This window comes from Paraburkholderia guartelaensis (assembly GCF_004353905.1).
Lineage (GTDB): Bacteria > Pseudomonadota > Gammaproteobacteria > Burkholderiales > Burkholderiaceae > Paraburkholderia > Paraburkholderia guartelaensis.
Window position 1 is genome coordinate 331,104 of sequence record NZ_SMOD01000001.1, and the last position, 14,052, is coordinate 345,155.

Below are 14,052 nucleotides of genomic sequence, written 5' to 3' on the forward strand. Positions count from 1 at the left end.
TTCATGTCTGAATCGATCAAGGGAAAGGTCGCCGCCATTACGGGCGCAGCGTCCGGCATCGGCTTCGCGTGTGCGCGCGCGTTCGTGGATGAAGGCGCGAAAGTCGTGCTGATCGACCGCGCAGAGGACCGGCTCGCGAAATGTTGCGCGGAGCTGGGGCCCAACGCGCTGCCGCTCGCCATGGATCTGCTCAACCCGGCGGACTATGCGGCCATGCTGTCCAGAATCCTCGATCTCGCCGGCGGGCTCGATATCTTCCACGCCAACGCGGGCGCGTATATCGGCGGCGAGGTGGCGAACGGCAATCCCGACGAGTGGGACCGCATGCTCAACCTGAACATCAACGCCGCGTTTCGCTCGGTGCACGCGGTGCTGCCGCACATGATCGCGCAGAAGTCGGGCGACATCGTTTTCACGAGTTCGGTGGCGGGCGTCGTGCCGGTGGTGTGGGAGCCGATTTACACGGCCTCGAAGTTCGCGGTGCAGGCCTTCACGCACACCGTGCGCCGCCAGGTCGCGAAGCACGGCGTGCGCGTGGGCGCGGTGCTGCCGGGCCCCGTGGTCACGGCCTTGCTCGACGACTGGCCCAAGGCGAAGATGGACGAAGCGCTGGCCCAGGGCAGTCTCATGCAGCCCAAGGAAGTGGCCGATTCTGTGGTATTCATGCTCACGCGGCCGCGCAACGTCACCATTCGCGACCTCGTGATCCTGCCGAACAGTGTCGATCTGTAAACCCACAGCCAACGAGCCATGACCTCAAATAACCATGCCGGCGGCGCACGCCATACCGTCGGTGTCGATGTGGGCACGGGTAGCGCCCGTGCGGGCATTTTCGATTCCGCCGGACGCATGGTGGCGTCGGCGAAGCACGACATCACCGTGTTTCACGAGAGCGGCGCGATTGTCGAGCAATCGAGCACGCAGATATGGAACGCCGTGTGCCAGGCCGTGAAGGAGGCGCTCGCGCAGGCCGCGATCTCGCCGGAGCAGATCGCCGGTATCGGCTTCGACGCCACCTGTTCGCTCGTCGTGCTGGGCGAGGGCGGCAGGCCGCTGCCCGTTGGCCCCTCCGAAGTGGCCGAGCGCGACATCATCGTGTGGATGGACCATCGCGCCGTGGAGCAGGCCGAGCGCATCAACGCCACGGGCCACGATGTGCTGCGCTTCGTGGGCGGCAAGATATCTCCCGAGATGGAGACGCCCAAGCTGCTGTGGCTGCTGGAAAACCGGCCCGAGGTGTTCGCCGCGGCCTGGCAGTTCTTCGACCTGACCGACTTCCTCACGTGGCGCGCCACGGACGATCTTTCGCGCTCCACCTGCACCGTGACCTGCAAGTGGACCTATCTCGCGCATGAGCAGCGCTGGGACGAGAGTTACTTCCGCACCGTGGGTCTGGGCGTGCTTGCCGACGAAGGCTTCGCGCGCATCGGCCGCACGATGGTCGAGCCCGGGACGCCGCTCGGCAGCGGACTCACGCCCGAGGCCGCCGCGCAGCTCGGCCTGCGCGCGGGCACTGCCGTCGCAACGGGCGTGATCGACGCGCACGCGGGCGGCATCGGCACGGTCGGCGCGCAAGGGCAGCCCGAGGCGTGCCTCGCGTATGTGTTCGGCACCTCGTCATGCACGATGACGACCACGCGCGACCCCGTGTTCGTGCCCGGCGTGTGGGGGCCGTACTACGCGGCGATGGTGCCCGGGACGTGGCTCAACGAAGGCGGACAGTCGGTGGCGGGCGCGGCGATCGAGCGGTTGCTCACGATGCATCCGCTCGCTGCAGAAGCCGCGAGCCGTGCGGCGAGCGAAGGCCAGTCTCTGCCGACGATGCTTGCCGGGCTGGCGGTTCAGGCTGCGCAGAGCGAATCGGGCGCGGTGCGCCTCGCGCATGATGCAGGCCTGCACGTCGTGCCGGAATTCCTCGGCAACCGCGCGCCGTTCGCCGATCCGCACGCGCGGGCAGTCATCGCGGGACTCGGCATGGAGACGGACATGGAGAGCCTCGTCGCGCTCTATGTCGCGGGCATCGGCAGTATCGGCTATGGGCTGCGGCAGATCATCGAGGTGCAGGCCCAGGCGGGCGCGCCGATCGAGCAGGTCGTGATCAGCGGCGGTGCAGGCAGGCTCGACCTCGTGCGCCAACTGCTCGCGGACGCAACGGGCAAGCCCGTGCTGGCCACCCACGCCGAGGAGCCCGTCCTGCTGGGCGCGGCCATGCTGGGCGCCGTGGCTGGCGGGCTATACGAAAACGCGCGCGAGGCGATGGCGGCGATGTCGCAAATCAGCAAGGTCTACGTGCCGGCCACAGGCGAGATCGCGGCGCTGCACGAAGCGCGTTACCGTGCTTTCACGCAGTTGCAGGACGTGGCGCGCGCGATCCGATAATGGCCTGATTGGTAGCTAGCGGCTCACGCCGCCTCGCCGCTGCGCTGCGCGAGCGCGGCGGCAGCCTGACTCTGCGCGAGGTGGCGCAGCAGCTTCGTCACCATCACGACGACGGTGAGCGCGAGCAGCACGAAGAACACCGCGAGCGGCGTGAGCACGTGCACGGAGACGAAACCGGCCAGCCCCATCATCGCCGAGGAAACGAGCAGCAGCGCGCAGCCGAGAATCGCGCTCGTCAAACCCGCGATATGCGGGAACAGCGAATTGCCCTTGGCCATCAGCGTGGGGTACATCGCACCCGCGCACAGACCCATCACGAGTACCGGAACGGCGAGCGTCCACACGCGCAGGCCTACCGTGAGCGCGAGCACGAGCATGGCGATGGCGGCGCCCGCCATCACGCGCGCGCCCACACGCAGACGTTGTTCCGGGGTAGGCAGGCGCGGGCCGTGGAGCCGGTTCGAGAGGCCGCCCAGGAAATACATCAGGCCGATGCCGAGCGCGAGATAGCCGAAGAAGGTGGGCGGCCTGTGCAGCGTGTTCTGCACCATGAACGGCCCGACGACGTTGAAGACGAGCAGGATGCTGTAGCACAGGCCCTGGGCGAGAAAGCAGCTCTGGAACACGGGGCTCGCGAGCACCTTGCCCGCGTTCGCGACGAGCGTGCGCGGCTCCAGCCGCACCGGTTGCCGCAAGGTCTCGCGAAAGCGCCAGAGCAGCGCCCACATCACAAGCGAATACACGAGCAGGAACACGAGGCAGGCCTTCCAGCCGAACAGCTCCTGCAGATGCGCGCCGATCACCGGCGCGATGATCGGCGCGAGTCCCCACGTAATCGACATGTAGGTGAACGCGTGCATGAGCGCGGTGCCCACGAACGAGTCGGTGATGATGGCTTTTGCGAGCAGATTGGTCGCGGCGATGCCGAAGCCTTGCAGGCAGCGCGCCAGCACGAAGGTTTCCAGATTCGGCGCGGCCAGCGAAAGCAGACAGCCGATCGTATAGATCACGAGCCCGAAGGCCAGCACGCGCTTGCGTCCGAGGGCGTCGGAAATCGGCCCGAAGATGAGCTGGCCGAACGCGTAGGCGGCGAGATAAACGGACACGCTCGACTGGATCGCCTGCGGCGACGTTGCGAAGTAGCGCGCCATGGCCGGCAGCGCGGGCACGTAGATGTCGATGGCGAGCTGGCCGGCGGAGGCGAACAGGCAGATCAGGAACAGCAGGAAGCGCGGCGAGTTCGCCGGGCGAGCGGCGATGGCTGGACGTTCGGGCAGATCGTGGGTCATGACAGCGTGAAAAGGGCGGGTTCCGGTGCGGCGGCGCGGGAGCGAACGGGCTGCATGGTCGGAAGGCGCGTTCGAATCGCGAACACAGCGTCCGGCGCGGCGGCGTAGGCGCGTATTGTGCCTGTTATCGCCGACTTCCGTGCGACGCGCCGTGCGACGCCCCTCGCAGGCGCGGCGCTTGCTGAGCCATCCGCATATCTCGCCCTGGATATTTGCGGAGTGCCGACATGCCAGAGAAAAGGCCGAAAGAGGCCGTGCGCCGCCCGACCACCGCGGAAGACTACGAAGTCTTCTGCGGCGAGCAGATCGACGGCGCGGGCCGCTACTACGGATTGCTGCGTATTCGCCGCAGGACCGATGGGCGGCTCATCTATCCGTTCGACGGCTGTCCGCGCCCGGGGCCGTGCGCAACGGGCCCGCAGGCAAGGCAACAGGCACTCACGCTCGCGGATGAGCTGATCCGCGCGGACATTGCCACGCCCGAAGGCTGAGTCGGCCCAGCGCGCCGATGATGGAGCATGCCCAGACTCAAAGCGAAAACACTTCGTGCACCGAAGACTGAAACACGCCGCCATTCATCGTGCCGCCGCCCGCCACATGAATCGCATCGCCCACGACCGCCGCGCCCATGCCATGACGCGGCGTGAGCATGGGCGCGTAGGCTTGCCATGAATCGATGGCCGGGTCGTAGCCTTCGTTCTGTCCGAATACCCGCCGCGTGCCTTCGCCACCCATGCAGAAGAACCGCCCGCGCCACGCCGCGCCGCCGTGGCCTGAGCGCGGCGTGGGCATGGGCGCGCGTTCTTCCCAGGCGTCGCGCTTCGCGTCGTAGGCCACGTGCATGCCGGTGTTGAAGTCGAACGTATCCATGCGCCCGCCCGCCACGAGTATCCAGCCCGCGAGCGAGACGGCCGCCGTGTGGTCGCGCGGACCGGGAATGGGCGCGAGCGTCTTCCAGGTGTCGCTCTTCGGGTCGTACGCCTCGTGCCAGTCCACCGAGCGCGTGTCGCGGCCGCCGATCGCATGCAGCATGCCCTCGTGCGCCACGACGGAAATCGCGCCGCGCGAGCCGCGCGAAAGCGGGTGAATCGCGTGCCAGCGGTCGTCGGCGACGACGTAGGCGTAGCAGTCGGGCACGGCAATGCGGTTCTGCTCGACGAAACCGCCCATCGCGTAGACCACGCCGTCGAGCGCCGCCACGCCGATATGATTCGCGCCGCGCGGAACGGGCGCGGCGTTGCGCCAGGCGCCGCGCGCCGCATCGAATACATGGTGATAGGGCCGCGCGACCTGGCCTGCGCCGTAGCCGCCGATCACATGCATGCGCTCGCCTTCGCTCGTCGCCCACGCCATTTCGCTGCGCGGCAGCGGCAAGGGGGGCGCCGTGGTCCACGCGCCTTGCGGGGTGGCGCTCGGCGCACTCGAGTAGAAGAAGCGCTGCGTGAACGCTTCGGGCGGCAACTGCGTGGCGTTGGGGTCGCGCAGGCTCGCGTAGAGCCCGCCGCGCTGGGCGGTTTGCATCGCTTGCGGGTCTTCGGGCATGGCCTGCATGTCCGCGGCCATCGCACCGCGCCGCGCGTACCAGGCGGTGCTGCTCGCGGCGAGGCTCAGTTCGAGGAAGCGGCGACGGGAGAGCGGCATGGCGAACCTCGCGGAGGTGGGCGGGACGGCATCGGACGCGCTTTTTCGGGCGTTTTTCTCATTCGCGCAGCGCGCAGTGGACACGGTACACGCGAACGCTGTCGCCCACCTTGTGTGAGTGCGCGCCCGATTCAGGGTGCGATCGGCTTCGCGTTGCTACGCTGCCTCGCGGAGCGTGCCGAGAATTTCATTTCGCTTGAGGCCGGTCGAGGAGAAATGGATACTCCGCCCTTTGGAGAATCCGCTTAATTTTGGAACCATTTTTTAGTGCCCGACGCGTAGCATTTTTCGAAATTCCGTTGTGCGAGAAACGAAGATGAGCGAGAAGGGCGATTTGCGTTACTTTGACTATGCCGCGACCACCCCGGCGGACCCGCGGGTGATCGAGGCGATGTTCGGCTGTCTGGGCATGGAAGGCGACTTCGGCAACCCTGCCTCCAGCTCGCACGGCGCGGGCCAGCGGGCGCGGCGGCTCGTCGAGCAGGCGCGCAAGGACGTGGCGGCGCTCATCGGCGCCGACGCCACGGAAATCGTCTGGACTTCCGGCGCGACCGAGTCGAACAATCTCGCACTCAAGGGCTACGCGGACCGCGCAACACAAAAGCGCCATCTCATCACGAGCCAGCTCGAGCACAAGGCCATTCTCGATACGATGACGAGCCTCGAAGCGCGCGGCATGACCGTCACGCGGCTCGCACCGGACGCGCCGGGCGAAATCACGGCAGAGGCCGTGGCCGCCGCGCTCACGCCCGACACCGGTCTCGTGTCGCTCATGCTGGTCAACAACGAGCTGGGCACGCTCACGGACGTCGCGTCGATTGCGCGCGTGGTGCATGCCGCCGGCGCGCTACTGCACGTCGATGCGGCGCAGGCGCTCGGCAAGACGCCCATCGACGTGAAAGCGATGGGCATCGACCTCCTCTCGATGTCGGCGCATAAGGTGTATGGGCCGAAGGGCATCGGTGCGATCTACGTGAGCCACGAGGCGTTCGAGCGCATCGCGCCGCAAATGCACGGCGGCGGTCACGAGCGCGGGCTGCGCTCGGGCACGCTGGCCACGCATCAAATCGTCGGCATGGGTGTGGCGTGCGTGATCGCGCGCGAGGCGCTGCAAGCGGACAGCGAGCGCATTGCGCGCCTGGGCGAGCGCCTGCTGGCCGAGGTGCTCGCGTTGCCGGGCGTCACGCTCAACGCCGCACGCGCGCAGCGCATTCCCCACACGCTGAGCCTCACGATCGATCTGCCGGGCTTCTTTCCGTTCCTGCTGACCGGTGACCTCGCGATCTCGTCGACATCGGCCTGCAACTCGGCGGCGGGCACGCCTTCGCACGTGCTCACGGCAATCGGCGTTGGCGAGGAGGCGGCAAACCGCACGGTGCGCTTGAGCCTCGGGCGCTTCACGAAGCCCGAAGACGTCGATTTCGCGGTGGACTGCATTCGTCGCGCTGTGGCGCCGTGTCTGCCGGCCGAAGCGGCCGAAGCGGCCGCAGTGCCCGCCTGATCCCGCAGGTCTAAGTCACGTTGAACATCGAAACCGGATGATCGTTTCACTCGTTCTTGGCGCCATGATCGGCGCGTTGCTGGGACTCACGGGCGCAGGCGGCGGCATTCTCGCCGTGCCGGCCATCGTGGTGGGAATGGGCTGGCCCATGCAGCAGGCCACGCCGGTCGCCCTGATCGCCGTGGCGAGCAGCGCGGGGATCGGCGCGCTCGAAGCCTTCCGAAATCGTCTCGTGCGCTATCGCGCGGCGTTCTGCATGGCGCTCGCGGGCGTGCCGACCACCTGGCTCGGCGTGCGCCTCGCTCAAGCCATGCCGCAACGCCTGCTGCTCGCGCTCTTTGCCGGCGTGATGCTGTTCGTCGCCGTGCGGTTGCTGCGTCAAACCATCGGGAAAAAGCGCGCGCTGCAGGAAGCGTCGCCGCTTTGCGTGGGCCGCGTCAATCCCGACACCGGCCGCCTCGTGTGGTCGAAAGCGACGGCGCTCGCGCTGGCGTCGACCGGCGCGTTGACGGGTCTGATGACGGGCCTGCTCGGCGTGGGAGGCGGCTTCATCATCGTGCCCATGTTGCGCAAGCTCACGAACATTTCCATGCACGGCATCGTCGCGACGTCGTTGATGGTCATCGCGCTCGTAGGCTCAGGCGGCGTGGTGGCGACGGTCCTGCACGGCGTGCCGCTGCGGCTCGACCTCACGCTGTGGTTCAGCGTCGCCACCGTCGTCGGCATGATGCTGGGGCGTCACGTTTCGCACCGCGTTTCCGCGCGGCATACGCAGATGGGCTTCGCCGCCATTCTGGTGTGCGTGGCGTGCGGCATGCTCGCCAAGGTGGCGCTCGGTTATTGAGCCTTGCGCTTGATTCGCGCTCAACCGGCCTCGGCGAGAAAGACGCGGATTTCGTCGGCGAGCCAGTCACGCACGGCGCGCACCTTGGGGTCGTCGCGGCTGCCGATGCGGTAGACGAGATCATGCCCGCGCTCGGACTCGAGACGCAACTGCGGGAACGGCGCGACGAGCCGTCCGGCCGCGATGTCGTCAGCCACGATCACGCTGCGCCCCAGCGCGACGCCTTCCCCGCGGATTGCCGCTTCGATCGCGAGGCTCCCATGGCTGTATGCCGTGCCGCGATCGCTGCGCACGCCGCTCAATCCCGCCAGCGCCAGCCATTGCTCCCAGTTCGCGAGCATGCCGCCCTCGTGCAGCAAGGTGCAGCGCGCGAGACTCTCGACCGATGCCATGCCGCCCATCTTCTCCCGATAGTCAGCACTGCAAACCGGCGTCACGGTTTCGTCGAGAATGCGCTCGGCCAGCACGCGCGGATAGCGGCCGCTGCCGTAGCGTATCGCCACATCGACATCCGAGTCGTTGAGATCGACGTATTTGTCGGTCACGTCGAGGTGGACGTCGAGTTCCGGATGGCGCGTCTTGAGGCGATGCAGACGCGGCGCGAGCCAACGGTTCGCGAAGGACACACTGGCGTTGATCTTCAGGCGCGTGACGCTGTCGTGCGTGCGCAGGCGCTCGGACTCCTTGGTCAATTCAGCGAGCGCGCGGTTCACGGCCAGCAGGAACTCGGCGCCCGCTTCGGTCAGGACGATGCGACGCGTGAGGCGCTGGAACAGCGCCACGCCCAGATGGCTCTCGAGCGTCTTGATGTGCCGGCTCACGGCGCCATGTGTGACGTGCAGTTCCTGCGCCGCCAGCGTCATGCTGAGGAGCCGCCCGGTGGCTTCAAAGGCGCGCAGGGTTTGCAGCGGGGGAAGGCGGTCGAACATGGAGCGGGATGGGTGTCGTACGTGTGAGTTTTGCTCACGCATTATATGACGACAAATGGTTTGTCAGCCACGTCGACGGCCTTCAATATGGGCATAAAGCCGCAGGACGTAACGTAACCAGTGCTACGCCCGCGGCGCATTCCTGAAAGTTGGCATTCTCCGCATTGCGTCGCTCATCATGGATCTTCTGCTTTTCAAGCTCGTCTTTACGCCCTTGTTGCTGATGGCCGCCAGTCTCGCTGCTCGCCGCTGGGGCGAAGCGGTCGGCGGGTTGCTCGTGGGCCTGCCGCTCACATCGGGGCCAGTCTCGGTTTTTCTCGCGCTCGAGCACGGACCGGCGTTCGCCGCGCAAGCGACGGCGGGATCGCTCGTCGCAACGGCCGCGCAGGCGGCGTTTTGCGTCGTCTATTGCAGACTCGCGGCGCGCGGGTGGAAGTTGGCGTTGGCAGGCGCAGGCGCAACATTCGCCCTCGTGGCCCTCGTGCTGCAATGGAGCGCGCTGCCTACGCATGGTCTTTATCTCTTCGCCATTCTGGCCATCGCTCTGGCGCTGAACCTGATTCCCAACAAGCCGGCAAGAACGGTGCGCCTTTCGCCGCCGTGGTGGGATTTGCCGTCGCGCATGATGCTCATTGCGGGCCTTGTGGTGAGCGTCACGCTGATCGCGCCTTACGTCGGACCGGAGGCGAGCGGCGTGCTCGCGTCGTTCCCGTTCATGGCGATCATCCTTGCCGTGTTCGCGCACCGGCTGATCGGCCATGAAGCGGCGCAGCAACTGATGCGCGGCATGACTACGGGCTTGCTGGGATTTGCGTCCTTCTTCTTCGTGCTGAGCCTCACGCTCACGCACTGGAATCTGCTGGCCGCCTACGGGACAGCGATAATCTGCGTGCTCACGATCCAGGCGATTTCCCTGTACCGCATGCGTCTGCCGACACCGTGCCTGCACGGCAAGGCCAAGCCCGAAGGCAGCACGCCGTAACGGCTGGCTCCATGTCTCCCGGGCCTGGGCGGGCGTCGCCGCGCTTGCTGCGCTGCATCGCAGGACTTTGGCTTCGGGGGCGGGCCAACGACTCATAGCCCATGGTGGATGGCCTACACTACAAAACCGGCGGATGCGGCCACTTCCGCGCCGCCGGCCCGCCATGGCGCACATCTTCTTCGCAGCTTCGATTCAGCGGCACGTCGCGACGCCCGAGCGCGAGATCGACGCGCACACGCTTCGCGAAGCGTTCGATGCCGTGTTTGCCGAGCAGCCGCGTTTGCGCGGCTATATCCTCGACGATCAGGGCGCATTGCGAAAACATCTGGCGGTATTCGTGGACGGCGTTCGGCTACGCGACCGGGAGCATTTGAGCGATGCGCTCGACGAGGAGAGCCGGGTGTACGTCGTGCAAGCGCTATCCGGCGGATGAGCCACAGCTTCGCATGAGACCAGGGCGCTGACTCTGGGTCGACAGGAGGACACGCGAGATGAGCGATCGATTGCTAGTCGCAACCCGCAAGGGACTGTTCGTTCTGCAAGCCGATGGAGAGGGCGGCTGGACAATCGGCGAACCTGAATTCGTCGGCGAGCCGGTGAGCATGGTGATGCCCGACGCGCGCGACGGCTCGCTCTATGCCGCACTCAACCTGGGTCACTTCGGCGTGAAGCTGCATCGCCGGCGTGCGGGCATGGCGGACTGGGAAGAATGCGCGGTGCCCGTCTATCCGCCACAGCCTGCCGAGGAGATCCAGGCCAGCGAACCGGATGCATTGGGCCGCCTGCCCGCGCCGTGGTCGCTCCAGCAGATCTGGTCGCTCGAACCGGGCGGCGCGGATGAGCCGGGCGTGCTGTGGGCGGGCACGATACCGGGCGGCCTGTTCCGCTCCGCCGACGGCGGCGACACCTGGGAACTCAATCGCCCGCTGTGGGACCGCCCGGAGCGGCGCGAATGGGCGGGCGGCGGCTACGACTCGCCGGGCATTCACTCGGTGATGGTCGATCCGCGCGACAGCCGGCACGTGACGGTCGGCGTGTCGTGCGGCGGCGTCTGGCAGACGGGCGACGGCGGCGCGACCTGGCGCCTCACCGCCGAGGGCATGGAAGCCGACTACATGCCGCCCGAGCGGCGCGGCGAACCCAACGCGCAAGACCCGCACCGCGTCGTGCAATGCGCGGCGAATCCGGATGTGCTGTGGACACAGCATCACTGCGCGATCTTCCGCTCGACCGATGGCGCGGCCCACTGGCGCCGCATCGAAGCGCAGCCGTCCAGCTTCGGATTCGCGGTCGCGGTGCATCCGCGCGAGCCGGACACCGCGTGGTTCGTGCCGGCCCAAAAAGACCAGTACCGCGTACCCGTGGATGGCAAGTTCGTCGTGACCCGCACGCGTGACGGCGGGCGCACGTTCGAGCGCTTCTCGAACGGGCTGCCGGGCGCACCGGCGTACGACCTCGTATACCGGCATGGACTCGACATCGACGATACCGGCACGCGCCTCGCGATGGGCTCGACGACGGGCGCGCTGTGGACCTCGGACGATGGCGGCGAAAACTGGCAGCTCGTTTCGGCCCACTTGCCGCCGGTGTATTGCGTGCGATTCGGGTGACGGCGCGCAGCCGCACCCGAACCCGCCTCGCTACGCGCGCAGCGGCCTCAACCCCGCTCGCACTTCCGCAGCGAACAGTTGCGGCTGCTCCCATGCCGCAAAGTGGCCGCCCTTGTCGGGCCGGTTGTAGTAGATGAGGTCGTGATAGGCGCGCTCGGTCCAGTTGCGCGGCGCCTGGTAGGTCTCGCGCGGGAACACGCTCACTGCGGCCGGCACCGATACATCGGCGGCCGCGATGAAGTTGAAATGCGACTCCCAGTAGAAGCGCGCGGCTGAGATGCCCGTATTCGTCAGCCAGTAGAGCGTGATGTCGTCGAGTACGTCGTCGCGCGTCATTGCCCCCGACGATTCACCGTTGACGTCGCGCCCATACACAGCTGAAGTCAGCGCCGCTGCCGGCTGGATATAGCCGTCGCCGTGATCGAGGAGCCAGCTGGCCAGCGCGATTGGCGAGTCCGAGAGTCCATAGAGCGTCTGCGGGCGCGTGCTCTGTTCGAGCAGGTAGGCGCGCCGCGATTTGGCTGCGCTCGCGAGCTGCTCGTAAGTGCGCTTTTCTTCGTCGCTGAGACTGGCTGGCGGCGGCGAGCCGGCTTGCAGCGCCTTGGCGATTTCGGGCGGAATCGTCGCCGGGAAATTCACGTGAATGCCGAGCAGTTCCGGCGGCGCCTGCTTGGCCATCACGTTGGCGACTATGCCACCCAGGTCGCCGCCTTGCGCCGCGAACTTTTCGTAGCCAAGGCGCTTCATCAGCACGACCCATGCACGCGCGGTCCGCTCGGGACCCCAGCCCACCTCGGTCGGCCTGGCCGAGAAGCCGTAGCCCGGCAGCGACGGAATCACGAGGTGAAAGGCGTCTGAGGCGCTCGCGCCGTAGGCCGTGGGATTGGTCAGCGGATCGATGATCTTGAACTGTTCGATGACGGAGCCCGGCCAGCCGTGCGTCACGATGAGCGGCATCGCGTTCTCGTGTTTCGAGCGCACATGTATGAAGTGGATGTCGAGTCCGTCGATTTCGGTCATGTAATTCGGCAGCGAGTTCAGTTTCGCTTCGCAGCGCCGCCAGTCGTAATCGGTCGACCAGTGGCGCGCGACCTCCTGCATCATCGCGAGCGGCACGCCTTGCGACTCGTCGTTCACGGTCTCCTTGTCGGGCCAGCGCGTGGCCTTGATGCGGCGGCGAAGATCGACGAGCTGTGCCTCGGGCACGTGCACGCGCAGCGGACGAATCGCGGTCTTGTCGCCGTTCGCCGCCGGCTTCGCTTCGGTCATGTCTTGCTGGGATTGTGCGAACGCGAGCTGGCTGAACGAGGCCGCCGCCACGGCGGCTGCAGTCGCGCCAACGAAACGGCGGCGTGATAGCGATTGAAGCAAAAGATTGTCAGACATAAGAACTCCAGTTGCTGGCATGAAAGGCGGCGGCGCTTGTCGATACCAAGTGCCGTCGCGGCGATGAGCGCATGCTGGCGCTTGTCGCGAGGTGAGAGCAGTCAGGGTGTGGGTGAATCAGCATCGCAACTGCATTGTTTGGATAACTTAATAATTAAGGTGCGCACTAGCGGCGCGAAGTATCCCGGTCAGATGCGGCGTGTCATATTCGTGAACGTTCGCGATTGGCGGCGGGGTCCGCGTATTGGAGCGTCCCGATGTATCCCCTGCGTGTCGGGCGGGACCACTTTGTGTATGCGCATGTGTCTGTGCGCCACGCAGATACGTAGCGATACAAGGCCCGGCGCGGCGCACTGCGCAAACCGATGTAACAGCGCTCCCCTATACTGCCCGGGCCCGCCGTACACCACGGCGCAAACAAGGAGCGAGAGCGAAAATGCCCGAGAAAATCGATACGCGCCGCCGCAGCTTGCTGGGAACGGGAGCCTTGATGCTCGCTGCCGCGCAGCTCGGCACGCCGGGCGCGGCGAAGGCGCAGAGCGCCACACCGAAAGCCGCGCCGTTACCGCCCGTCAAGCCCGGCAGCCACACCTCGTTCGCGGCGCTCAAGCAGGTCAATGCGGGGCTGCTCAACGTGGGCTACGCCGAGGACGGTCCCGCCGACGGGCCGCCGGTCATCCTGCTGCACGGTTGGCCCTACGACATCCATAGCTTCGTCGATGTCGCGCCGCTGCTCGCTTCGCGCGGCTATCGCGTGATCGTTCCGTATCTGCGTGGCTACGGCACCACACGCTTTCTCGCCGCCGATACCTTGCGCAACGGTCAGCCCACCGCGGTGGCGACCGATATCGTCGCGCTCATGGACGCACTCAAGATTCGTCAGCCGATTCTCGCGGGCTTCGACTGGGGCGCGCGCACGGCGGACATCATCGCGGCGCTCTGGCCGCAGCGCTGCAAGGCGCTCGTTTCGGTGAGCGGCTATCTGATCGGCAGCCAGAAAACGGGCATGACGCCGCTGCCGCCCGAAGGCGAGTTTCAGTGGTGGTACCAGTTCTACTTCGCGACCGACCGCGGCCGCGCCGGCTACCACGAATACACGCACGATTTCGCGAAGCTGATCTGGCGGCAGGCCTCGCCGAAATGGCAGTTCGACGACGCCACGTTCGATCGCAGCGCAACCGCCTTCGACAATCCCGATCACGTGGATATCACGATCCACAACTATCGCTGGCGGCTGGGACTCGCGCCAGGCGAAGCAAAGTACGACGAATACGAGGCGCGGCTCGTGCCGGGGCCGACCATCGGCGTGCCCGCGATCACTCTCGAAGGCGACGCGAACGGCGCGCCCCATGCGCCGCCCAGCGCCTATGCGAGCAAGTTCACCGGGAAATACGAGCACCGGGTGATCACGGGCGGGATCGGGCACAACCTGCCGCAGGAAGCACCGCAGGCCTTCGCGCAAGCCGTGGTCGACGTGGACGCCTTCTAGCC

At 66.8% G+C, this 14,052-nt stretch carries 12 protein-coding genes and 1 pseudogene; 9 read left to right on the plus strand and 4 right to left on the minus strand.

All coding sequences use genetic code 11. The annotated features are described in order from the left end of the window. The first annotated feature begins 3 nt into the window (after positions 1–3). Both E1N52_RS01450 and E1N52_RS01455 read left to right on the plus strand, forming a co-directional pair. Positions 4–732: an SDR family oxidoreductase gene (locus tag E1N52_RS01450; RefSeq protein WP_133179512.1), complete on the plus strand. Its 729-nt coding sequence runs from the start codon at positions 4–6 to the stop codon at positions 730–732. A gap of 18 nt (positions 733–750) precedes the next feature. Beyond that, complete coding sequence (locus E1N52_RS01455) at positions 751–2,379, plus strand: FGGY-family carbohydrate kinase (RefSeq protein ID WP_133179514.1); 1,629 nt, start codon at positions 751–753, stop codon at positions 2,377–2,379. A gap of 23 nt (positions 2,380–2,402) precedes the next feature. Here E1N52_RS01455 and E1N52_RS01460 read toward each other — a convergent pair whose 3' ends face one another. After that, the gene (locus tag E1N52_RS01460; protein WP_133179516.1) at positions 2,403–3,668 is read right to left on the minus strand and encodes a multidrug effflux MFS transporter; all 1,266 of its coding nucleotides are present in this window, start codon (positions 3,666–3,668) and stop codon (positions 2,403–2,405) included. Between the two features lie 227 nt (positions 3,669–3,895). On the opposite strand from E1N52_RS01460, the gene E1N52_RS01465 reads away from it, so the two are divergent. After that, the gene (locus E1N52_RS01465) at positions 3,896–4,159 is read left to right on the plus strand and encodes a DUF6723 family protein (protein ID WP_133179518.1); all 264 of its coding nucleotides are present in this window, start codon (positions 3,896–3,898) and stop codon (positions 4,157–4,159) included. A gap of 37 nt (positions 4,160–4,196) precedes the next feature. Here the strand turns inward: E1N52_RS01465 and E1N52_RS01470 are convergent, their stop codons facing one another. Beyond that, positions 4,197–5,309, minus strand: a complete 1,113-nt coding sequence (locus E1N52_RS01470; RefSeq protein ID WP_133179519.1) for a Kelch repeat-containing protein — start codon at positions 5,307–5,309, stop codon at positions 4,197–4,199. A gap of 316 nt (positions 5,310–5,625) precedes the next feature. On the opposite strand from E1N52_RS01470, the pseudogene E1N52_RS01475 reads away from it, so the two are divergent. Both E1N52_RS01475 and E1N52_RS01480 read left to right on the plus strand, forming a co-directional pair. After that, positions 5,626–6,783: pseudogene (locus E1N52_RS01475) on the plus strand (cysteine desulfurase family protein); the annotation flags it as partial. A gap of 64 nt (positions 6,784–6,847) precedes the next feature. After that, on the plus strand, positions 6,848–7,654 hold the full coding sequence (locus E1N52_RS01480; RefSeq protein ID WP_133179523.1) for a sulfite exporter TauE/SafE family protein: 807 nt from the start codon (positions 6,848–6,850) through the stop codon (positions 7,652–7,654). Positions 7,655–7,674: 20 nt separating this feature from the next. Here the strand turns inward: E1N52_RS01480 and gcvA are convergent, their stop codons facing one another. Continuing rightward, a complete protein-coding gene (gcvA, locus tag E1N52_RS01485) occupies positions 7,675–8,583 on the minus strand; it encodes a transcriptional regulator GcvA (protein ID WP_133179525.1) in 909 nt (302 codons plus the stop codon). 178 nt (positions 8,584–8,761) lie between these two features. Here gcvA and E1N52_RS01490 point away from each other — a divergent pair, with 178 nt between their 5' ends. The 3 genes from E1N52_RS01490 to E1N52_RS01500 all read left to right on the plus strand — a co-directional run bounded on the left by E1N52_RS01490 (position 8,762) and on the right by E1N52_RS01500 (position 11,175). Beyond that, the gene (locus E1N52_RS01490) at positions 8,762–9,565 is read left to right on the plus strand and encodes a hypothetical protein (protein ID WP_133179527.1); all 804 of its coding nucleotides are present in this window, start codon (positions 8,762–8,764) and stop codon (positions 9,563–9,565) included. Between the two features lie 163 nt (positions 9,566–9,728). Next, on the plus strand, positions 9,729–9,998 hold the full coding sequence (locus tag E1N52_RS01495) for a MoaD/ThiS family protein (protein WP_133179529.1): 270 nt from the start codon (positions 9,729–9,731) through the stop codon (positions 9,996–9,998). A 58-nt stretch (positions 9,999–10,056) separates the two neighbouring features. After that, positions 10,057–11,175 (plus strand): WD40/YVTN/BNR-like repeat-containing protein, encoded by a 1,119-nt coding sequence (locus tag E1N52_RS01500; RefSeq protein ID WP_133179531.1) that lies wholly within the window; start codon positions 10,057–10,059, stop codon positions 11,173–11,175. 30 nt (positions 11,176–11,205) lie between these two features. On the opposite strand, the gene E1N52_RS01505 is transcribed toward E1N52_RS01500, so the two are convergent. Next, complete coding sequence (locus tag E1N52_RS01505) at positions 11,206–12,561, minus strand: epoxide hydrolase family protein (protein WP_133179533.1); 1,356 nt, start codon at positions 12,559–12,561, stop codon at positions 11,206–11,208. A 436-nt stretch (positions 12,562–12,997) separates the two neighbouring features. On the opposite strand from E1N52_RS01505, the gene E1N52_RS01510 reads away from it, so the two are divergent. Continuing rightward, positions 12,998–14,050: an alpha/beta fold hydrolase gene (locus E1N52_RS01510; RefSeq protein WP_133179535.1), complete on the plus strand. Its 1,053-nt coding sequence runs from the start codon at positions 12,998–13,000 to the stop codon at positions 14,048–14,050. Positions 14,051–14,052 lie beyond the last annotated feature (2 nt).